The organism is Acidimicrobiales bacterium, from assembly GCA_035540975.1.
Lineage (GTDB): Bacteria > Actinomycetota > Acidimicrobiia > Acidimicrobiales.
Genome location: DATLFN010000015.1, coordinates 1 through 20,417 on the forward strand (window position 1 = coordinate 1; position 20,417 = coordinate 20,417).

Sequence of the window (20,417 nt, forward strand, 5' to 3'; positions counted from 1 at the left end):
AACTCGACCGAGTGGAGTGAGCGAAGCGAACGAACGAGGTCGAAACGTCAGCTGTAGCGCGTCACGTAGCCCCGGGACCGGAACACGCGGAGCATGGAGAGCAGGAAGGCCACGGCGGCGGGGACGGCGACGGCCAGGCCGGCGGCGGCCACGGCGATGCGGTCCCACGGGAACGGGTCGCCGTCGAGGACGGTGCGGGCGGCGGTGAAGGCGTGGGTGGACGGGAGCAGGGCGGACACGGGCCGGAGTGCGCCGGGCAGCGCCTCGGGCGGGTAGAAGGCGCCGGAGAGAGCGACCACGACGAACAGCAGGCCCCACGTCACGATCTCCGCACCGTGCCCAAACCGCAGCACGACGCCGACGACCACCAGGGCGATGGTGAGCCCGGTGACCATGAGGACGGCGACCACCGGTACCAGGCCCCACCCGGCCGACGTGATGTCGAACGAGTAGAGCGCCCACGCCGCGGTGGCGACCATGGTGAGCCCCAAGGTGAGCTTGCCGAGCGCGTACAGGCCCACGCCGGCCAGGAACTCGACCTCCCGGAGGGGCGTGACCATCAGGTTCATCAGGTTCCGTGACCACGTCTCCTGGAGGAACGCCGTGGCGACGGAGACGTTCGACTGGTACAGCACGTGCATCAGCAGGATGCCCGAGAGCATGTACGCGGCGCCGGCCCGGGACGCGCCGCCCTGCTGGTCGACGAACACCCCGATCGACCCCCAGATGACCGTGTCGACGGCCGGCCAGATGAGCACGTCGAACCACGCCTGGGGGGCGCGTCGCAGCACGAGGGCGTGGCGGCGGGTGATGGCCAGCGCCCTCCGGCGGTCGATCCCCGTCGCGGCGGTGCCGCTCACGGCGATTCCTCCCCGGCGAGGTGGAGGAAGACCTCCTCGAGGCTGGTGCGACCGAAGCGCGCGGCGACGTCGGACGGCGTCCCGTCGGCGACGACCCGGCCGGCGGCCAGGAACACGACCCGGTCGCACACCCGCTCCACGTCCGTCATGTTGTGGCTGGTGACCAGCAGGGCCGTGCCGTCCTCCACGCACGCCCTCTCCAGGCCCTCCCGCACCCGGTGGGCGACGTCGGGGTCGAGCGACGCGGTGGGCTCGTCCAGCACGAGCAGGGCGGGCCGGTGGAGGGTGGCCTTCACGATGCCGACCAGCGTCCGCTGCCCGGACGACAGGTCGCTCGCCAGCCGGCCGGCCAGGTGGTCGACGCCGAAGCGCTCCAGCCCGTGGACCACCGCGGCGCCCACGTCGTCCACGCCGTACAGCCGGGCGAACACCTCGAGCACCTCACGGACCAGGAGGTGGTCCGGCAGCGGGAGGTAGCCGGCGGCGAAGCCCACGCCCGACATCGCCGCGCTGCGCCCCGCGGGCAGGCGGTGGCCCAGCACCGAGACCGATCCGGCGTCGGGCGTGACCGCCCCCAGAAGCATCAGCAGGGTGGTCGTCTTGCCGGCGCCGTTGCGCCCCAGCAGGGCCACCCGTTCGCCGGCGGCGACCGTGAGGTCGACGCCGTCGACCGCGCGCGTCGTCCCGAAGGACTTGACCAGGCCGGCGGCCTCGAGGACGGGTCGGCCCGCGTGCACCCGACGACTGTGCCAGAGCGGGGAGCGGCCGCAACCTGAATTCGGGCCGGGCAGGCCCTACGCTCGACCCGTTCCGGTCTCCGACACCAACGGGACGGCGGGCGACGCCCCCGTCCGCGTCCTCGCACTGGTGGACGGCGAGCACTACCCGCCCGTCGTCGTCGCCGCCCTCGGCCGCGTCCGCCGCCGGTACCCGGGCGCCACCATCGTCGGCGCGGCGATGCTCGGGGGCACCGAGAAGGTCGGCTCGGCGATCGACCTCGGCGTTCCCGTCGTCACCGGGGAGAGCGCCGAGGACGCCCTCGGCCGGGCGCTCGCCGCCTTCGGTCCCGACCTGGTGTACGACCTGTCCGACGAGCCCGTCCTCGACAACCGGTCGCGGATGCGCCTGGCGGCCCGGGCGCTGGCCGCCGGCGCCCGCTATGCCGGCGCCGACTTCGCCTTCGACCCCCCGCCCCGTCCCCGGCTGGCGACCAAGCCGTCCATCGCCGTCATCGGCACCGGGAAGCGGACGGGCAAGACGGCGGTCAGCGCCCACCTGGCCCGGGCGCTCGCCGGGCGGGGGACGCCGCCCGTCGTCGTCGCCATGGGGCGCGGTGGGCCACCCGAGCCCGAGCTGGTCGACCCCCGGACCTTCGACCTGTCGCCGAGGGGGCTCCTGGCGATGGCGGAGTCGGGCCGCCATGCCGCCAGCGACCACCTGGAGGACGCCGTGATGTCCGGGGTGGCCACCGTGGGCACCCGCCGGTGCGGTGGCGGGCTGGCCGGGGCGCCCGCCGACGACACCTTCGCGGCCGGTGTGGCGCTGGCCAATGCCCGGCCCGAGACGCTCGTGCAGTTCGAGGGGAGCGGGCAGTGCATCCCCCCCGCGCACGCCGATTCGACCGTCCTGGTGGTGCCGTTCGCCGCCGATCCGGACCTGGTCACCGGCCACCTCGGCGCCTACCGTGTGTTGCTCGCCGACCTGATCGTGGTTACCATTGCGGCAACATCGCTTGCGGCTTCGAGTCTCCGAGCCTCGTTCGAGGGTGACGTCGGGAGGCTGGTGCAAGGGGTGTCGGCCCAACCCCGGATCGTTCGTGTGATCCTTCGGCCCACCCCCCTCGCCCCAATCGCCGGACGCCGCGTGTTCTACGCAACCACCGCTTCTCCGTCGGCCAGGGCCCACCTGGCGGCACACCTCGAACAACGCCACGGGGCCCGAGTCGTCGGCGCTTCCCACAACCTGGCCAACCGCCCTCTGCTGGAGGCGGACCTCGAGTCGTCTCGGGAGGCCGACGTGCTGGTCGTCGAGCTCAAGGCGGCAGCCGTCGACGTCGCCGTCAGGCTCGCCGTCGAGAGGGGGATGGACGTGGTCTTCTGTGACAACCAGGTGGAGACGATCAGCGGGGATGCGTCCTTCGACGATCTGGGGTTGGCGGTCGCCGACCTGGCCGTGCAGCGGTTCTCCTCCTGAGCCCCCTTCGTCCCCGCGCCGGAACCGACACCCCACCCGTGACCAAGACCGCTGAACGCCAGAAGGCCGCCGGCCACGACTTCGGCCTTCCCTATTCCAAGGGCCTGATGGCGTCGCGCATCATGGCCACCGGGCTCTCCCCGGCGCGGGCGTTCCACGTCGCCGAGCTGGTCGAGAAGCGGCTCCACGCCAGGACGGGCGCCCCCGGCGCCGCCGGCGCGGCGGGTGGCGCCACGGCGGTCGCCGGCGCCGAGCTGGTCGACCTGGTGCTCGAGGTGCTGGCCGCCGAGGTGGGGGAGCGCTACGCGGCCTCGTTCGCCAAGTGGCAGCGGGTGATGCAGCTGGACGTGCCGCTGGTCGTCCTGATCGGCGGCGCACCCGGCGTAGGCAAGTCCACGATCGCCACCCAGCTCGCCAACCGGCTGGGCATCACCCGGGTGATCCCCACCGACGCCATCCGCGAGGTCATGCGGGCCATGTTCAGCGAGAGCCTCATGCCCACGCTGCACACCTCGTCGTTCGACGCCGCCAGCCTGGTGCGCCACCCCCTGCCCCGCAGCGCCGACCCGGTGCTGATCGGCTTCGGGGAGCAGGCGTCGGCGGTGGCGGTGGGCGTGGAGGCGCTCATCTCCCGGGCGGTGGACGAGGGCACCGACCTGATCGTGGAGGGTGCCCACGTGGTGCCGGGGTTCCTCGACAAGGACCGGCTGGCCGGCCGGGCGGTGGTCGTCCAGGTCGTCGTCACCGTCGACGACGAGGACCTGCACCGCAACCAGCTCCTGGTACGGGCCCACGAGGTGCGCAGCCGCCCGTCGGACCGCTACCTCGAGTTCTTCGACAACATCCGCAAGCAGCAGAAGTACGTGAAGTCCCTGGCCCTGCAGCACGGGGTCGCCATCATCCCGTCCGACAACCTCGACGTGACCCTCACGAGGGTCATCGAGCTGGTGTTCAACCAGGCGATCGAGGCCGTCCCCCAGCAGCCCGTGGCCCCCACGGCGGAAAGCAAGCGAGGTGCACGATGAGCGAAGGGCAACAGCTCGAGCGCTCGGTCCTGGAAGCGAAGGAGCGAGACGAGCTCCACGCCATCGCCGAGGCCCTCGGCCTCAAGCCCTCGGCCCGGGCCGCCAAGGCGACCCTCGTCGGCCTGATCCTGCGCGCCACCGGCGTGGAGCAGGAGGGTGACGCCCCCCCGCGCACGCGCTCGTCGCGCGGCCGGGCGGCGGCCGCGGCCCGGTCCGCCGCCCCGGCGTCGGGCAACGGAGACAACCAGGCGCCGCAACCGGCCGGTGAGGCCGGGGAGGCCGTCGACGCCGTCGACGGGGTCGACGGGGGCGCCCCTCCGCGCCATGAGCCCGACCGGGGCCCCGACCCCGGGCTCGCCGGGACGGGGGCCCCGGCCCAGGCCGGCCCCGTGCGAGCCGACGACGGCCGCGACGACGGCCGTCCCCTCGACGCCGGCCCGGCGCCCGCCGACGCCGAGGCGCCGGCACCGCCGGGCGGCGGCCGGCCCGGCCTCGACGGAGGCAACGGGCGCGACCCGTCCGATCCCGGCTTCGGCGGCCAGCAGGGCGGCCCCGGCCACGGCCGGCCGGCCGAGGCACCGCGCGACCGCGGGAACGGGTCCGGGCAGCCGGGCCAGAACCAGCAGGGCCAGCACGGCCAGGGCCCGGCGGGCGCCGCCCACGACCCCAACCGCCGCAGCCGGCGGCGCCGGGGCCGTGACCGCAACGACAAGGTGGGCGAGCGCGACCTCCCGGGGCCGGCGCCCGAGCAGCAGCCGTTCTCCGGTGACCCGGTCCCCGTCGCCGGGCTGCTCGACCTCAACGACCAGGGCTACGGGTTCCTCCGCACCAGCGGGTACCTGGCCGGCGCCCGGGACGTGTACGTCTCGATCAGCCAGGTGCGCCGGTTCGCCCTGCGCAAGGGCGACCACGTCGAGGGGGCCAGCCGCCCGGCCGGGTCGAGCGAGAAGTACCCGGCGCTCGTCCGCATCGACACGGTGAGCGGGCTCACCCCCGACGAGGCGCGCGCCCGGCCGCGGTTCGAGGAGCTCACCCCGCTGTTCCCCGACGAGAAGCTGCGCCTCGAGGTCCCCGGCCAGCCCGGCAACATGGTCGCCCGCATCGTCGACCTGATCTCGCCCATCGGGAAGGGCCAGCGCGGCCTCATCGTGTCGCCGCCCAAGGCGGGCAAGACCACCATCCTCAAGCAGATCGCCCACTCCATCGAGGCCAACAACCCCGAGGTCCACCTCATGGTGCTGCTGGTGGACGAGCGCCCCGAGGAGGTCACCGACATGCGGCGCTCCGTGCAGGGCGAGGTGGTGGCGTCCACCTTCGACCGGCCGTCGGAGGAGCACACGGCGGTGGCCGAGCTCGCCCTCGACCGGGCCAGGCGCCTGGTCGAGCTGGGCAGGGACGTGGTGATCGTCCTCGACGGCATCACCCGCCTGGCCCGGGCCTACAACCTGGCCCAGCCGGCGTCGGGGCGGATCCTGTCGGGGGGCGTGGACGCCAACGCCCTCTACCCCCCCAAGCGGTTCTTCGGGTCGGCCCGCAACATCGAGGAGGGCGGCTCGCTCACCATCCTCGCCACCGCCCTGGTCGAGACCGGGTCCCGGATGGACGAGGTGATCTTCGAGGAGTTCAAGGGCACCGGGAACATGGAGCTGCGGCTCGACCGCCGGATGGCGGAGCGCCGGATCTACCCGGCCATCGACGTCAACGGCTCCTCGACCCGCCACGAGGAATTGCTCTTCGACCGCACCCAGCTCCAGCAGGTGTGGAAGCTGCGCCGCGTCCTCCAGGCCCTCGGCGCCGAGGGAAGCGGAGCGGCCGGCCTGGAGTTGTTGATGGACAAGATCAAGGCGACCAAGAGCAACGACGAGTTCCTGGCCGAGATCGCCAAGGGGCCGACCGTCCCCGTGTAGTACCACGTCCCCGCCGGTCGGCGTCTACCATCGGTCCGCCGCAGACCCCACGAGAAGAGGCACCGTGAAGGCCGACATCCACCCCGAGTACCTCGAGACGACGGTGAAGTGCTCCTGCGGGAACTCGTTCACCACCCGCTCCACCAAGCCCGACCTGCGCAGCGAGCTGTGCAACGAGTGCCATCCCTTCTACACCGGCAAGCAGAAGCTGGTGGACACCGGCGGCCGGGTCGAGCGGTTCGAGCGCCGCTACGGCCGTCGCGGCAAGAAGTAGCCCGCCTCTGCTGGAGACCGCCCAGCGACGGAACCTCCTGCAGCTGAAGCTGCGGGCGCTGGTGGCCGGCCGGTGGCCGGGCCCCGAGCCCGACCCCGGTCCCTTCCCCGGCGGCGCCGTGGCGCGCGCCGGTGCGGTGGGCTGGGTCCTGGCCGACGAGCGGCCCGAGCGCGCCCTCGGCGGCGCGCTGGCGTGGGCCCGCCGGGCGGGCGTCGACGAGGTCCACGTGATCGCCGAGGCGGCGACGGGCGTGCTGGCCCGCCGGGCCGGCGCCTTCGCGCCGGCGCCCGCGGTGTGGCGCGTGGAGGGACGGGCCCTGGAGCGGGCGCCCGCCGACCCGCCGGCCGCCGAACCCGATCCGGGGCCCGAGGTGGCGGCGTTCGTGCCGGTGCTGGTCGACGCCGGCGCCGACCCGGTGTTCGAGCGGGGCGTCCTGCGGGGCGAGGTGCTCGGCCTGGAGGTCGCCCGGGTCGTCGCCGACGCCTCGGGCACCCGGCTGGAGGTGGGGGTCGGGCAGGCCGACCGGGAGGCGCAGCGCCTCGTCCACGCCGACCGCCCGACGGCCGAGGCGCTCCGCCGGGCGGTGGCCGCCGTCCTGGCGGTGCGGCGCGCCGACGCCCCCGAGCACCAGGTCAACCGCCTGGCCGGCGAGCGGTGGATGCGGTCGATCCTGGTCCGCCGCCCCGAGCTGGTGGGGGCGCGCCACCTCGAGCCGGTCCCCTCCCCCGTGGAGCGGGCCGACCTGCGCCAGGCCGCTCCGGCCCCGGCGGCGGGCGTCGACCCGGAGGGCCGCCCTCTCCTCGTCGTGTGCTCGACGGGGATCGACGTCGACCTCGTCCCGGCCGCGGCCGACGCCCGCCTGGCCGACGGGCGCGACGCCCGGCTGGTGCTCGTGGTGCCCGAGGCGGACGATCACCCCGTCACCCGGTGGCTGGCCGGCCGGCTGGTGCAGCCCGCCGAGGTGGTGACCCTGCCGGGGGACTGGCGCCGGCTGTAGCGCCGGCGCCGGCCCGTCGCCCGCCGTCGCCCGCCGCGGCACCGGCACGGGGAGGCGGCGGGCGGCCCGGTACCCTTGGCGGGTGCTGGAGCGACTGGAGGGCCTGGAGGAGGAGTACGCCCAGGTCGCGGCGCGGATGAACGACCCCGCCGTGCTCACCGACCAGCACGCCCTGCGCGACACCGGCCGGAGGCTCAAGGAGCTGGAGCCCATCGTCAACGCCTACCGCCGTTACCGGGAGGCCGTCGACAACCAGGCCGCCGGGCGGGAGATGCTCGCCGAGGCGACGGGCGACGACCGGGCCCTGCTCCTGGCCGAGATCGCCGGCCTGGAGGCCACCATCGAGCGGCTGGACGAGGAGCTCAAGGTCCTCCTCCTCCCCCGGGACCCCAACGACGACAAGAACGTGATCGTCGAGATCCGCGGCGCCGAGGGCGGCGAGGAGGCGAACCTGTGGGCCAAGGACCTCTACGAGATGTACGTCCGCAACGCCGACCGCATGGGCTGGCGACACGAGCTCCTGGGCGCCGACGCATCGGACAAGGGCGGGTTCAACGAGGTCAGCTTCCTGCTCAAGGGCGAGGGCGTCTGGAGCCGGATGAAGCACGAGGGCGGCCCGCACCGCGTCCAGCGGGTCCCCGTGACCGAGTCGCAGGGGCGGGTGCACACGTCGTCGGCGACGGTGACGGTGCTGCCCGAGGCCGAGGAGGTGGACGTCGCCGTCGACCCCAACGACCTCAAGGTGGACGTGTACCGGTCCACCGGCCCCGGCGGCCAGTCGGTCAACACCACCGACTCCGCCGTGCGCATCACCCACCTGCCCACCGGGATCGTCGTCGCCATGCAGGACGAGAAGAGCCAGATCCAGAACCGGGCCAAGGCCATGCAGGTGCTGCGGGCGCGGCTGCTGAAGGCCGAGCAGGACCGGCAGGCGGCCGAGCAGTCGGAGCAGCGGCGCAGCCAGGTCGGCGGCGGCGGGCGGTCGGAGAAGATCCGCACCTACAACTTCAAGGAGAACCGGGTCACCGACCACCGGATCGGGCTCACGCTCTACAAGCTCGACAAGGTGCTGATGGGCGAGCTGGACGACCTCACCGACGCCCTCATGGCGGACGAGCGGGCCCGCCAGCTGCGCGGGGAGTGACCGCGCCGGGCGACCGCGCCGCCGAGAGGGACCCGGCCGGGGCGGAGGACGACCACGCCACGCTCCCCGACGGGAGCGTGACGTGGCGCATGCTCCTGGCCGAGGCGGGGGAGCGGCTGGGGTCGGCGACGGACGCCCGCCGGATCGTGGAGCGGGCGTCGGGGTGGGAGGGCGCCGACCACCACCTGCGGCTGGACGACGTGGTGACGGCGCGGCCGGCGGCCCACTTCGAGCAGATGGTGGAGCGGCGGGCGGCGGGCGAGCCCCTCCAGTACGTGCTCGGGGCGTGGTCGTTCCGGTCGCTGGACCTGTACGTGGACGCCCGGGTCCTCATCCCCCGGCCGGAGACGGAGTCGGTGGTCGAGGCGGCCCTGGGCGAGCTGCGCCGGCTGGCCCCCCGGTCGCCCCTGGCCGTCGACCTGGGCACGGGCTCCGGCGCCATCGCCCTGTCCGTCGCCCGCGAGATGCCCGGCGTGGAGGTGTGGGGCGTCGACCGGTCCGCCGACGCCCTGGCCGTCGCCCGCGCCAACGCCTCCGGGCTCGGTCGGGCGGGCACGGCGGTGCGCCTCGTCGAGGGCTCGTGGTTCCAGCCGCTCCCGCCCCTGCTGCGGGGACAGGTCGACCTGGTCGTGTCGAACCCGCCGTACGTGGCGGAGCGGGAGGTGGACGACCTGCCGCCCGAGGTGGCGCAATGGGAGCCGCGCTCGGCCCTGGTCGCCGGGCCGACCGGCCTGGAGCAGATCGAGGCCATCGTGGCGGAGGCGCCCGGGTGGCTGTCCCGCCCCGGCGCCCTGGTCGTCGAGGTGGCCCCCCACCAGCACCGGGCCGTCGTGGCCCTCGCCCTGGGCGCGGGCTTCGGGGAGGCCGAGGTGCGACCGGATCTGGCGGGCCGGCCCCGGGCCCTGGTCGCTAGGGTCTGAGCCGGTGGGCACCGTCCCCGCGTTCGGCGACCCGCCGCCGCCCGAGGCGGTCGAGGCGGCGGTGAAGGCCCTCGCCGCCGGCCAGGTGGTCGGCCTCCCCACGGACACGGTCTACGGGCTGGCCGCCGACCCCTTCTCCACCGGGGGGGCCGACCGGCTGTTCCGGTTGAAGCGCCGCCCCCGCGAGCTGGAGCTCCCCGTCCTCGTCGCCGACGAGGAGCAGGCACTGTCCCTCACCACCGCCGTCCCGGGCACGGCGCGGCGCCTGATGGAGCGCTTCTGGCCCGGCGCGCTGACCGTCGTCCTGCCCCGCAACCCCGAGCTGGTCGCCGACCTCGGAGCGGACGACGCCACCGTGGGGCTGCGCTGCCCCGCCCATCCCGTCCCCATCGCCCTGTGCCGGGCCCACGGCCCCATCGCCACCACCAGCGCCAACCACCACGGCGAACCGACGCTCACCACCGCCGCCGCGGTGGCCGGCGCCTTCGGGGAGGCGGTGGCGGTGGTCCTCGACGGCGGCACGTGCGAGGGCTCGCCCTCGACGGTGGTGGACTGCACCGGCCTGGCGCCCAAGCTGCTCCGGGAGGGCCGCGTCCCCTGGGAGGACGTCCTGGCCGCCGCCGCCGGCGCCTGACCCCATCGGGCCTGCCGAGGGGTCGCCAACCTAGACTCCGGGCATCGACGTCCTGGTCCTCTGCACCGGCAACATCTGCCGCTCCCCGATGGTCGAGGCCCTCCTCCGTCGCCGCCTGGCCGACCTCGGCGTCGACGCGCGGGTGTCGTCGGCGGGGCGGCTCTGGGACGGTTCGCCGGCCACGCCCGAGGGCGTCGCCGCCCTCCGCGCGCTCGGCATCGACGCCTCGCGCCACCGGGCCCGCATCCTGGGGGCGGCGATGTGCCGCTCCGCCGACCTGGTGCTGGCGATGGCGCGCGAGCACGTGCGCCACGCCGTGTCCGTCGATCCCGACGTCTGGCCGCGCGCGTTCACGCTGAAGGAGCTGGTCCGCCGGGGCGAGGCGGTCGGCGCCCGCAGCGCGGGCCAGGACCTCGACGAGTGGCTGGCCAAGGTGCACGCCGGCCGCCGGCCGGGCGACCTGCTGGGCGCCTCCGCGGCCGACGACGTGGCCGACCCCTACGGCGCCCCCGCCGCCGTGTACCGGCGCACGGCTGCCGAGCTCGACGACCTCACCGCCCGGCTGGTCGACCTGGCCTGGGCGCACGCCACGACACGGACAGGAAGGGATCGACCATGAGAGTCGCCATCGGCGCCGACCACGCCGGCTACCACCTGAAGCAGCACCTCGTCGCCACGCTGGAGAAGCTGGGCCACGAGGTCGACGACCAGGGCACCCACAGCGACGAGCCCGTCGACTACCCGGCGATCTGCGCCGGCGTCGGCCGCACCGTCGCCCAGGGCAAGGCCGACCGGGGGATCGTGCTGGGCGGCAGCGGCCAGGGGGAGCAGATCGCCGCCAACAAGGTCCACGGGGTGCGGGCCGCGCTGTGCAACGACCTCTACACGGCGCGGCTCTCGCGGCTCCACAACGACGCCAACGTCCTCGCCATCGGTGGGCGCATCGTGGGGACGGGCCTGGCCGACGAGATCCTCGGCCTGTGGCTCGACACGGAGTTCGAGGGCGGCCGCCACCAGCCCCGCATCGACCAGATCACCAGGATCGAGCAGGAGGGATGACGGCGCCGGCGGGGCTGGGGCCCCGCTTCGGCGAGGAGGCCGGGGTGCCTGATGTCGCCTCCGCTCCGCTGCGGCTCGCTCGGCACTTCGATGGGGCCCCGGCCGGGGAGAAGGCATGACAACTCGGGACGCGGAGTTGTTCGGCATCCTCGAACGGGAGCTGGTCCGCCAGTCGACCACCCTCCAGCTCATCGCGTCGGAGAACTTCACCTCGCCGGCCGTGCTGGAGGCGACCGGGTCCGTCCTCACCAACAAGTACGCCGAGGGTTACCCGGGGAGGCGCTACTACGGCGGCAACGCCATCGTCGACGAGGCCGAGTCGCTCGCCATCGAGCGGGCCCGGTCCCTCTTCGGGGCCGACGCCGCCAACGTGCAGCCCCACTCGGGCGCCAACGCCAACATGGCCGTCTACCTGGCCCTGCTCCAGCCGGGCGACACCGTCCTCGGCATGCGGCTGGACCAGGGCGGCCACCTCACCCACGGCTCGCCCGTCAACTTCAGCGGCCGCATCTACCGGTTCGTGTCCTACGGGGTGACGGAGAGCGACGAGCGCCTCGACCTCGACCAGATGCGGGACCTGGCCCTCGAGCACCGCCCCCGGATGATCGTGGCCGGCGCCACCGCCTACCCGCGCCTGATCGACCCGGCGCCCCTGCGGGCCATCGCCGACGAGGTGGGCGCCCTGCTGCTGTTCGACGCCGCCCACGTCGCCGGCCTCATCGCCGGCGGCGTCCACCCCGACCCGGTCCCCCTCGCCGACGTCGTGACCTTCACCACCCACAAGACGCTGCGCGGCCCCCGCGGCGGCTGCATCCTCTCCCGGGACGAGCACGCCAAGGCCATCGACAAGGCCGTCTTCCCCGGTCTCCAGGGTGGGCCGCTCGAGCACGTCATCGCCGCCAAGGCCGTGGCCTTCCGGGAGGCGGCCCAGCCCGAGTTCCGGGAGTACGCCGCTCAGATCGTGCGCAACGCCCGCGCCCTGGCCCGGGCGCTGTCCGCCGAGGGCCTGCGCATCGTCTCCGGCGGCACCGACAACCACCTCATGCTGGTCGACCTCCGCACCTTCGACGAGGAGCTCACCGGCAAGCAGGCTCAGGAGGTGCTGGACCGGGCGGGCATCACCCTCAACAAGAACCAGGTCCCGGGCGACCCCCGCTCGCCGTTCGTCACCAGCGGTCTGCGCATCGGTACCGCCGCCGTCACCACCACGGGCATGGCCGAGGCCGAGATGGAGCGCATCGCCGCCCTCCTCGGCCGGGCCCTGCGCGGGCGGTCGGACGCCGCCGAGCTCGCCGCCGTGCGGGAAGACGTGGCCGTCCTCTGCACGAAGTTCCCCCCCTACCCGGGCCCACTCCCCGCCGGCCGGGTGGAAGAACGCTGAGGTGGCCGAGTACGGGCTGGTGCTGGCGGTCGCCGCCCTCGCCACCTGGGTGTTCGGCTTCTGGGTGCGCCGGGCGTCGGTGCGGCTGGGCGCGGTCGTCCTCCCCGACGAGCGGCACGTCCACGCCGTCCCCACGCCCACCGCCGGCGGGGCCGCCATGTTCGCCGCCGTCCTGCTGGCGATGTTCGTGGCGTCGCGCCTGGGCCGCTTCGACGCCGCCTTCGAGTCGTCCGAGCCGCTCGGCGTCGTGCTGGCGGCGGCCGTGATGTTCCTGGTCGGCCTCGTCGACGACTTCCGCGAGGTGTCCGCCCCGGCCAAGCTGGCCGGCCAGGTGCTGGCCGGGACCGTGCTCTCCTTCCTCGGCGTCACGATGTTCTACTTCCGGGTCCCGTTCCTCGACATCGTGTCCATCTCCCCGGACCTGGCGCCCCTGCTCACGGTGCTGTGGGTGGTCGCCATCGCCAACGCCGTCAACCTCATCGACGGCCTCGACGGCCTGGCCGCCGGCATCGTCGCCATCGCCGCCGGCGCCTTCTTCGTCTACGGCGACCGCCTGTCCGGCGCCGGCCTGCTCCCCAGCGACAACGTGGGCCCGTTGGTCGCCGTGATCGTGTGCGGCGTCTGCCTCGGCTTCCTGCCCCACAACTTCCACCCGGCCCGGATGTTCATGGGCGACGCCGGCTCGCTGCTCCTCGGCCTGCTGATGGCCGCGTCGACGATGGTCGTGGGGGGACGCACCGCCGACCAGTTCAGCGGACAGACGTACTTCTTCTTCGCCCCCATCTTCATCCCGCTGTTCGTCCTGGGCGTGCCCATCCTCGACACCCTCTTCGCCATCCTGCGCCGGTCGGTGCGCCGGACCAGGCTGTCGGCGCCCGACAAGGAGCACCTCCACCACCGCATCATGCGCCTGGGCCACGGGCACCGGCGGTCGGTCGTGATCCTGTGGGCGTGGACGGCCATCCTCTCGGGCATCGTGCTCTTCCCCACCTTCACCAACGAGGGCAACGCGGCCATCCCCTTCGTCGGCGCCGGGCTCGTCGTCGCCCTCTACACGATGTTCCACCCCGGCGTCCGCCAGCGGGCCGAGGCCGAGGCGGAGGCGCGCGCCGAGGCGGACGAGGCGCGGGCGGAGAGCGGGGTGGAGGCGGGCGCGGGGCGGCTGGCCGACGTGGTGGACCTGGCCGACCGCCGCCGCGAAGCCGAGGGCTCGTGACCCGTTCTCCGGACCGTACGCACCGCGATGGCGGCGTTCCGCGTCCACAGAACGAGCACGGGGCGGGGGTCCCGCGGCAGACTTGCGGCTTCCGAACGGCGACCCTTAGATTGAGAACCGATTCACAAGGACAGAGGGGCACACGGGTTGGACCTGCGCGAGAGGCGCGAGCTCTACAACGGCTTCGGTGACACGCTGGCGCGGGCCGTCGAGTTCGTCGCCGCCCCGGGGCTGTTCGCGTACGGCGGGCACCTGCTGGACGCCCGCTTCGGCACCGGCAACCTCCTGACGGTGGTGCTCGCCGTGTTCGCCATGGCCGGCGTGTTCGTGCGGGCGTACTTCGCCTACGAGGTCGCCATGCGCCAGCACGAGGCCGAGTGCCCGTGGGCGGGCCCGTCACCCGTGCGGCGGGACGCGGCGTGACCGAGTTGGCGGACCACCCGGCCGCCGCGCCGCCGGTCGAGTGGGAGATGGCGACCGACATGGTCCGGCGCTCCCTGCCCTTCACCCCGGCGCCGGTCGCCCTGGGCGCGGTGTTCCACGGCGTCGACGGAGCCCTGTCGGCGGGCTTCGGCGTCGTGCTCGTGCTCGCCAACCTCGTCGCCGCCGGAGCCCTCATGGTGTGGGGCGCCAAGCGCTCGCTCGGCGTCCTCGCCGGCGTGGCCGTGGGCGGGTTCGCCCTGCGCCTGGCCGTGCTCGTGCTCGTCGTGTCCCTGGTGAAGGACCTGAGCTGGGTGGAGCTGGTGCCCCTGGGCCTCACCGTGGTCGTCGCCCAGGTCGGCCTGCTGTGGTGGGAGACCCGCCACCTCTCGTTGTCGCTCGCCTATCCCGGCCTCAAGCCACCTCTCGGACGGAGCTGACCAATGGCCCTTCTCTCCCTCGAGTTCCCGCCCGTCAGCCACCTCATCGAGTGGCCCACCATCTTCGGCAGCGACCCGTTCGCCGTGAACAAGGTCGTGCTGTTGATGTTCCTGGCGGTGATCATCGTCTTCGCCGTGTTCGCCACCGCCGGGAGCCGGCAGAGCCTGGTGCCGACCGGCGTGCAGAACTTCGCCGAGTCGGTCGTCGAGTTCGTGCAGGAGGGGATCATCCTCCAGACGATGGGCCCCGAGGGCCTGAAGTACACGCCGTTCCTGCTGACGATGTTCAGCTTCATATTCGTCTGCAACATCTTCGAGGTCATCCCGGTGATCCAGATGCCGGTCACGGCCCGCATGGCCGTCCCCGCCATGCTCGCCATCCTCGTCTGGGTCATCTTCAACTTCGTGGGCATCAAGAGCCAGGGTTTCTTCGGCTACTTCAAGTCGATGCTCTTCCCGCCGGGCGTGCCGAAGGCGCTCTACGTCCTGGTCACGCCCATCGAGCTCGTCTCCACCATCCTCGTCCGGCCCCTGTCCCTCGCGGTGCGGCTCTTCGCCAACCTGCTGGCCGGCCATCTCCTGCTCGTGAGCTTCGCCGTCATCGCCACCGCGCTGTTCAAGTCGACGGTGGTCGGCGCCGCCCTCCCGGGTGCCCTTCTCGTGGCCCTCACCGGCTTCGAGGTGCTGGTCGCAGTCCTGCAGGCGTTCATCTTCACCATCCTCGCCGCCGTGTACATCGGCGGCGCCATGCATCCCGAGCACTAGGAGGCAGTTGTGTTGGACGTAGTGATGTTGGCGCAGGAGGCCGGCGCGGCCGATCCCACCGCGGGCCTCACCGCCGTCGGTCGAGGCATCGTCTACGGCGGCGCCGCGATCGGCCCCGGCATCGGCATCGGCCTGGTGGTGGGCAACGCCATCACGGCGATGGCCCGCCAGCCCGAGGCGGCCGGCATGGTCCGGACCACGATGTTCCTCGGCATCGCCTTCACCGAGGCCCTCGCCCTGTTCGGGTTCGTCCTCTCCTTCATCATCTCGGGCTGATGGCCACGGCCGCCCCGGCCCGGGGCCTGTTCAGGATCCTCGCCGCCGCCGGCCTCGCCGTCGGATCGGTCGTCGCGATGGCGGGCGCCGCTTCCGCCCAGGGGGCGGAGGGCGGCGAGCCCGAGATCTCGCACGCCGCCGAGGAGTGCATCCACCTGCTCGAGGAGGGCGGGAACGAGCCCGAGGACTGCCACGAGGCCCCCAGCCCGATCATCCCCGAGGTCTCGGAGATCGTGTGGGGGACGATCTCGTTCGCGCTGCTCTTCGTCCTCATGAAGAAGTTCGCCTACCCCGGCCTCAAGAAGGGGATGGAGGGGCGGACCAACAAGATCCGGGAGAACCTCGACGACGCCGAGCGGGTGAAGTCGGAGGCCCAGTCGGTGCTGGAGGAGTACCAGCGCCAGCTGGCCGACGCCAAGAACGAGTCCAACCGCATCATCGAGGACGCCCGCCAGACGGCCGAGCAGCTGCGCCGGGACCTCATGCAGCGCGCCGAGGCCGAGGTGGCCGAGCTGCGCCAGCGGACGCGGGACGACATCGCCGCCGCCCAGCAGCGGGCGTCCGCCGACCTCCAGGCGCGGGTCGGCGCCATGGCCATCGAGCTGGCCGAGAAGGTCGTGGAGGCGAACCTCGACCGCGAGGCGAACATGCGGCTGATCGACGGCTTCATCGCCTCGGTCGCCAGCACCGGCGGGAACGGCAAGTGAGCCGGCCCGTGATCGGCCCGGGAGGCGGGCCCATCGGCGACTCAGTGGTGCACCATCCCAAGGGGATGGTGCGACCGTGACCGACCGGGCCGACGCCTACGCCTCCGCCCTGTTCGAGGTCGCCCTCGCCGAGGGTGCCGTCGAGACGGTGGAGGACGAGCTGTTCCGGGTCGCCCGGACCTTCGAGGCGAACGAGGAGCTGCGCTCCACCCTCACCGACCCGGGCGTGCCCGTGGAGCGCCGGCTCGCCATCGTCGACGACCTCCTCGGCGGAGGGAAGGCGGCGCCGATCACGGTCGCCCTGGTGTCGTTCGTGGTGGCGGCCGGCCGCAGCCGTGAGCTGCCCAGGATCATCGACAAGCTGGTCGAGCGGGCGGCGAGCGAGCGCTCCGAGGTCGTGGCCGAGGTGCGCACGGCCGTGCCCATCGACGACCGCCAGAAGGAGCGCCTGGGCGCCGCCCTGTCGTCCGCCACCGGCAAGACGGTCAGCGTGAAGGCCGTGGTGGATCCCACCGTGGTCGGCGGCGTGGTCGCCCGCATCGGCGACACCGTGTTCGACGGGTCGGTGCGACACCGCCTCGACCAACTGAAGGAAGTGATCTAGGAACCCATGGCAGACCAGCCCGAGAGCGAACCGACCAACGGCTTCACCATCGACCCCGACGCCATCACCTCCGCCCTGCGCAAGCGCCTCGAGGGGTACACCCCGACCATGTCGGCCGCCCAGGTCGGGAGCATCGAGGAGGTGGGCGACGGGATCGCCCGCGTCTCCGGCCTGCCCGAGGCGGCCGTGAACGAGCTGCTCGAGTTCGAGGGCGGCACGCTGGGCCTGGCCCTCAACCTGGACGAGGAGTCGATCGGCGCCGTCATCCTGGGCGAGGCCACCCACATCCAGGAGGGCCAGTCGGTGCGGGCCACCGGCCGCATCCTCTCGGTGCCGGTGGGCGACGCCATGATCGGGCGGGTGGTGGACGCCCTGGGCCAGCCCATCGACGGCAAGGGCCCCATCAACGCGGACCAGACCCGCCGCCTCGAGGTCCAGGCGCCCGGCATCACGGGCCGCAAGCCCGTGCACGAGCCGCTCCAGACGGGCATCAAGGCCATCGACGCCATGGTCCCCATCGGCCGCGGCCAGCGCGAGCTCATCATCGGCGACCGCAAGACGGGCAAGACCACCGTCGCCGTCGACACCATCATCAACCAGCGCGGCCTGGGCGTGAAGTGCATCTACGTGGCCATCGGGCAGAAGGGGTCCACCGTCGCCCAGACGGTGGCCACCCTCGAGAAGCACGGCGCCCTCGACTACACGGTCGTGGTGAACGCCCCCGCCGACGACCCCGCCCCGTTCAAGTACCTCGCCCCCTACGCCGGCTGCGCCATCGGGCAGCACTGGATGGAGAACGGCGAGCACGCCCTCATCGTCTACGACGACCTGTCCAAGCAGGCCGAGGCCTACCGCCAGGTGTCGCTGCTGCTGCGCCGCCCGCCCGGGCGGGAGGCCTACCCGGGCGACGTGTTCTACCTGCACAGCCGGCTGCTGGAGCGAGCCGCCAAGCTGAGCGACGACCGGGGCGCCGGGTCGCTCACCGCCCTGCCCGTCATCGAGACCAAGGCGGGCGACGTGTCCGCCTACATCCCCACCAACGTCATCTCCATCACCGACGGCCAGATCTACCTGGAGGCCGACCTCTTCAACGCCGGTGTGCGCCCCGCCATCAACGTGGGCATCTCGGTGTCCCGCGTGGGCGGCGCCGCCCAGATCAAGGCCATGAAGTCGGTGGCCGGCACCATGAAGATCGACCTCGCCCAGTTCCGCGAGCTGGAGTCGTTCGCCACCTTCGGGTCCGAGCTGGACAAGACGTCGCAGGGCTACCTCGACCGGGGCTACCGGCTCACCGAGCTGCTCAAGCAGCCGCTGAACTCGCCGGCGCCGGTGGAGGAGCAGGTCGTGTCGATCTACGCCGGGACGGCCGGGTTCCTCGACCCGATCCCCGTGCCCGAGGTCCGGCGCTTCGAGACCGAGCTGCTCGAGTTCATGCGCACCCGCCACGCCGAGCTGCTCGAGAGCATCCGCAACAGCGGCAAGCTCCCCGAGGGCGACGCCCTCAAGGACGCCGTGAAGTCGTTCGCCGGCCAGTTCCAGGCCGACGACCCCGACAAGGAAGCGGCGGCTTAGTCGTGGCGGGCGGCAAGGAGCGGATCCTCCGCCGGCGCATCAAGAGCGTCCAGAACACCAAGAAGATCACCAAGGCGATGGAGCTCATCGCCGCGTCCCGGATCGTCAAGGCGCAGCAGCGGGTGGCGGCGGCACGGCCGTACAGCGAGCAGATCACCGAGGTGATCCAGAGCCTGGCGGCCGGCGGTGCCGACCTCAGCCACCCCCTCCTGCACAAGGCCGACCAGGTCTCCAAGGTCGCCTACGTGGCCATAACGGCCGACCGGGGCCTGGCCGGCGCCTACAACTCGAACGTCATCCGGGCCACCGAGCGCGACCTGAAGGCCGAGCAGGCCAAGGGGCGGGACTACTCGCTGATCCTCCTGGGCCGCAAGGCGGAGTCGTACTTCCGCTTCCGCGGCTACGACATCGCCGCCTCGTTCACCGGGATGAGCGAGCAGCCCGCCTACGAGGACGCCCGCCGGGTGGCCGAGGCCATCGCCGACCCGTTCCTGGAGGGCGACGTCCAGCTGGTCAAGCTCGTCTACACCCAGTTCCTCTCGGCGTCGTCGCAGAAGGTCGTGGTGCGACAGTTCATGCCGCTGGACGCCGAGGCACTGGCCGAGGCGGCCGAACGCTCCGACGGCCCCCAGGCGGTCTACGAGTTCGAGCCCGAGCCGGGGCAGATCCTGTCCCGGCTGCTGCCCCGTTACGTCGAGGCCCGGCTGTTCGCCGCCATGCTCGAGTCGGCGGCCTCCGAGCACGCCGCCCGCCAGCGGGCCATGAAGTCGGCCACCGAGAACGCCGAGGAGCTGATCGTCAAGCTGTCCCGCATCATGAACCGGGCCCGCCAGGACTCCATCACCACCGAGATCATGGAGATCGTGGGTGGTGCGGAGGCGCTGCGCCAGGCCAAGGCCGGCGGGGTCGACTACCTCCCCGACACCCTCTCCAACATCGACACGTTCCCCGACCAGATCGATCCGTACCGGATGTCAGGAGCCACCAGGCGATGACCGTCACCGAGACCACCGAGACCACCGAGACCAAGCGGGGCGCCGGCCGCGTGGTGGCCGTCGCCGGGCCCGTCGTCGACGTGGAGTTCCCCCCGAACGAGCTCCCGGAGATCAACACCGCCCTGGAGATGGAGATCACCCTCGAGGGCAACACCACCAAGGTGACCGCCGAGGTGGCGCAGCAGATCGGCGACTCCCGGGTGCGGGCCATCTGCATGAAGCCCACCGACGGCCTCAAGCGGGGGACCACCGTGGTGAACACGGGTCGCGGCATCTCGGTGCCCGTCGGGCCGGGCGTGCTCGGGCACGTGTTCAACGTCATCGGCGAGCAGCTCGACACCGGCGAGGTCGGCGAGATCGAGGACCGCTGGGAGATCCACCGCCACGCCCCGGACTTCGCCGACCTGGAGCCCAAGTCGCAGATGTTCGAGACGGGCATCAAGGTCGTCGACCTCCTCGAGCCCTACGCCCAGGGCGGCAAGATCGGCCTGTTCGGCGGTGCCGGCGTGGGCAAGACGGTGGTCATCCTGGAGATGATCAGCCGGGTCGCCAAGCAGCACGGCGGCGTCTCGGTGTTCGCCGGGGTGGGGGAGCGCACCCGGGAGGGCACCGACCTGTGGCTGGAGATGCAGGAGTCGGGCGTCATGGAGAAGGCCGCCCTGGTGTACGGCCAGATGGACGAGCCCCCCGGCGTGCGCCTGCGGGTGGCCCTGTCCGCCCTCACCATGGCGGAGTACTTCCGCGACGTCCGCCAGCAGGACGTGCTCTTGTTCGTGGACAACATCTTCCGCTTCGTGCAGGCCGGCTCCGAGGTGTCCACCCTCCTCGGCCGCATGCCGTCGGCCGTGGGCTACCAGCCCACCCTGGCCGACGAGATGGGTGCCCTCCAGGAGCGCATCACCTCCGTGCGAGGCAAGTCGATCACCTCGCTGCAGGCCGTCTACGTGCCCGCCGACGACTACACCGACCCCGCCCCCTTCACCGCCTTCACCCACTTCGACGCCACCACCAACCTCGACCGTGGGGTC

23 protein-coding genes are annotated in these 20,417 nt (G+C 73.0%); 21 read left to right on the forward strand and 2 right to left on the reverse strand.

What is annotated here, in order from left to right; all coding sequences use genetic code 11:
* Positions 1 to 47 precede the first annotated feature (47 nt).
* Positions 48 to 860, reverse strand: a complete 813-nt coding sequence (locus tag VM242_02225) for an ABC transporter permease (protein HVM03964.1) — start codon at positions 858 to 860, stop codon at positions 48 to 50.
* Complete coding sequence (locus VM242_02230; GenBank protein HVM03965.1) at positions 857 to 1,597, reverse strand: ABC transporter ATP-binding protein; 741 nt, start codon at positions 1,595 to 1,597, stop codon at positions 857 to 859. Before VM242_02230 ends, VM242_02225 begins: the two co-directional genes overlap by 4 nt.
* A 130-nt stretch (positions 1,598 to 1,727) precedes the next feature.
* On the opposite strand from VM242_02230, the gene VM242_02235 reads away from it, so the two are divergent.
* The 21 genes from VM242_02235 to atpD all read left to right on the forward strand — a co-directional run.
* A complete protein-coding gene (locus VM242_02235; protein ID HVM03966.1) occupies positions 1,728 to 3,053 on the forward strand; it encodes a hypothetical protein in 1,326 nt (441 codons plus the stop codon).
* Positions 3,054 to 3,091: 38 nt separating this feature from the next.
* Complete coding sequence (locus VM242_02240) at positions 3,092 to 4,078, forward strand: hypothetical protein (protein HVM03967.1); 987 nt, start codon at positions 3,092 to 3,094, stop codon at positions 4,076 to 4,078.
* Positions 4,075 to 5,985 carry a transcription termination factor Rho gene (rho, locus tag VM242_02245; GenBank protein ID HVM03968.1) on the forward strand — a complete coding sequence of 637 codons (1,911 nt, stop codon included), beginning with the start codon at positions 4,075 to 4,077 and terminating at the stop codon, positions 5,983 to 5,985. Before VM242_02240 ends, rho begins: the two co-directional genes overlap by 4 nt.
* A gap of 64 nt (positions 5,986 to 6,049) precedes the next feature.
* Positions 6,050 to 6,259, forward strand: a complete 210-nt coding sequence (rpmE, locus tag VM242_02250; protein HVM03969.1) for a 50S ribosomal protein L31 — start codon at positions 6,050 to 6,052, stop codon at positions 6,257 to 6,259.
* A gap of 61 nt (positions 6,260 to 6,320) precedes the next feature.
* Entirely contained in the window at positions 6,321 to 7,256 is a 936-nt protein-coding gene (locus VM242_02255; GenBank protein ID HVM03970.1) for a hypothetical protein, read from the forward strand.
* Between the two features lie 82 nt (positions 7,257 to 7,338).
* Positions 7,339 to 8,400: a peptide chain release factor 1 gene (prfA, locus tag VM242_02260; protein HVM03971.1), complete on the forward strand. Its 1,062-nt coding sequence runs from the start codon at positions 7,339 to 7,341 to the stop codon at positions 8,398 to 8,400.
* A complete protein-coding gene (gene prmC / locus VM242_02265) occupies positions 8,397 to 9,320 on the forward strand; it encodes a peptide chain release factor N(5)-glutamine methyltransferase (GenBank protein HVM03972.1) in 924 nt (307 codons plus the stop codon). The genes prfA and prmC overlap by 4 nt, the downstream gene beginning before the upstream one ends.
* Positions 9,321 to 9,324: 4 nt before the next feature.
* Entirely contained in the window at positions 9,325 to 9,954 is a 630-nt protein-coding gene (locus tag VM242_02270; protein ID HVM03973.1) for an L-threonylcarbamoyladenylate synthase, read from the forward strand.
* 52 nt (positions 9,955 to 10,006) lie between these two features.
* Positions 10,007 to 10,573 carry a hypothetical protein gene (locus VM242_02275; protein HVM03974.1) on the forward strand — a complete coding sequence of 189 codons (567 nt, stop codon included), beginning with the start codon at positions 10,007 to 10,009 and terminating at the stop codon, positions 10,571 to 10,573.
* On the forward strand, positions 10,570 to 11,013 hold the full coding sequence (rpiB, locus tag VM242_02280; protein ID HVM03975.1) for a ribose 5-phosphate isomerase B: 444 nt from the start codon (positions 10,570 to 10,572) through the stop codon (positions 11,011 to 11,013). The genes VM242_02275 and rpiB overlap by 4 nt, the downstream gene beginning before the upstream one ends.
* A gap of 115 nt (positions 11,014 to 11,128) precedes the next feature.
* Entirely contained in the window at positions 11,129 to 12,394 is a 1,266-nt protein-coding gene (gene glyA / locus VM242_02285) for a serine hydroxymethyltransferase (GenBank protein HVM03976.1), read from the forward strand.
* Position 12,395: 1 nt separating this feature from the next.
* The gene (locus VM242_02290; protein HVM03977.1) at positions 12,396 to 13,610 is read left to right on the forward strand and encodes an MraY family glycosyltransferase; all 1,215 of its coding nucleotides are present in this window, start codon (positions 12,396 to 12,398) and stop codon (positions 13,608 to 13,610) included.
* Between the two features lie 147 nt (positions 13,611 to 13,757).
* A complete protein-coding gene (locus VM242_02295) occupies positions 13,758 to 14,033 on the forward strand; it encodes an AtpZ/AtpI family protein (protein ID HVM03978.1) in 276 nt (91 codons plus the stop codon).
* Positions 14,030 to 14,470, forward strand: a complete 441-nt coding sequence (locus VM242_02300; GenBank protein HVM03979.1) for an ATP synthase subunit I — start codon at positions 14,030 to 14,032, stop codon at positions 14,468 to 14,470. The genes VM242_02295 and VM242_02300 overlap by 4 nt, the downstream gene beginning before the upstream one ends.
* A gap of 3 nt (positions 14,471 to 14,473) precedes the next feature.
* Positions 14,474 to 15,235, forward strand: a complete 762-nt coding sequence (gene atpB / locus VM242_02305) for a F0F1 ATP synthase subunit A (GenBank protein ID HVM03980.1) — start codon at positions 14,474 to 14,476, stop codon at positions 15,233 to 15,235.
* Positions 15,236 to 15,247: 12 nt separating this feature from the next.
* On the forward strand, positions 15,248 to 15,511 hold the full coding sequence (gene atpE / locus VM242_02310; protein HVM03981.1) for an ATP synthase F0 subunit C: 264 nt from the start codon (positions 15,248 to 15,250) through the stop codon (positions 15,509 to 15,511).
* On the forward strand, positions 15,511 to 16,218 hold the full coding sequence (gene atpF, locus VM242_02315; GenBank protein HVM03982.1) for a F0F1 ATP synthase subunit B: 708 nt from the start codon (positions 15,511 to 15,513) through the stop codon (positions 16,216 to 16,218). Before atpE ends, atpF begins: the two co-directional genes overlap by 1 nt.
* A gap of 76 nt (positions 16,219 to 16,294) precedes the next feature.
* On the forward strand, positions 16,295 to 16,822 hold the full coding sequence (atpH, locus tag VM242_02320) for an ATP synthase F1 subunit delta (protein ID HVM03983.1): 528 nt from the start codon (positions 16,295 to 16,297) through the stop codon (positions 16,820 to 16,822).
* A 6-nt stretch (positions 16,823 to 16,828) separates the two neighbouring features.
* On the forward strand, positions 16,829 to 18,394 hold the full coding sequence (atpA, locus tag VM242_02325; GenBank protein ID HVM03984.1) for a F0F1 ATP synthase subunit alpha: 1,566 nt from the start codon (positions 16,829 to 16,831) through the stop codon (positions 18,392 to 18,394).
* Positions 18,395 to 18,396: 2 nt separating this feature from the next.
* Complete coding sequence (locus tag VM242_02330; GenBank protein HVM03985.1) at positions 18,397 to 19,389, forward strand: F0F1 ATP synthase subunit gamma; 993 nt, start codon at positions 18,397 to 18,399, stop codon at positions 19,387 to 19,389.
* Positions 19,386 to 20,417, forward strand: a 1,032-nt coding sequence (atpD, locus tag VM242_02335) for a F0F1 ATP synthase subunit beta (GenBank protein ID HVM03986.1), incomplete at its 3' end; no start/stop codon positions are given. The genes VM242_02330 and atpD, both read left to right, overlap by 4 nt.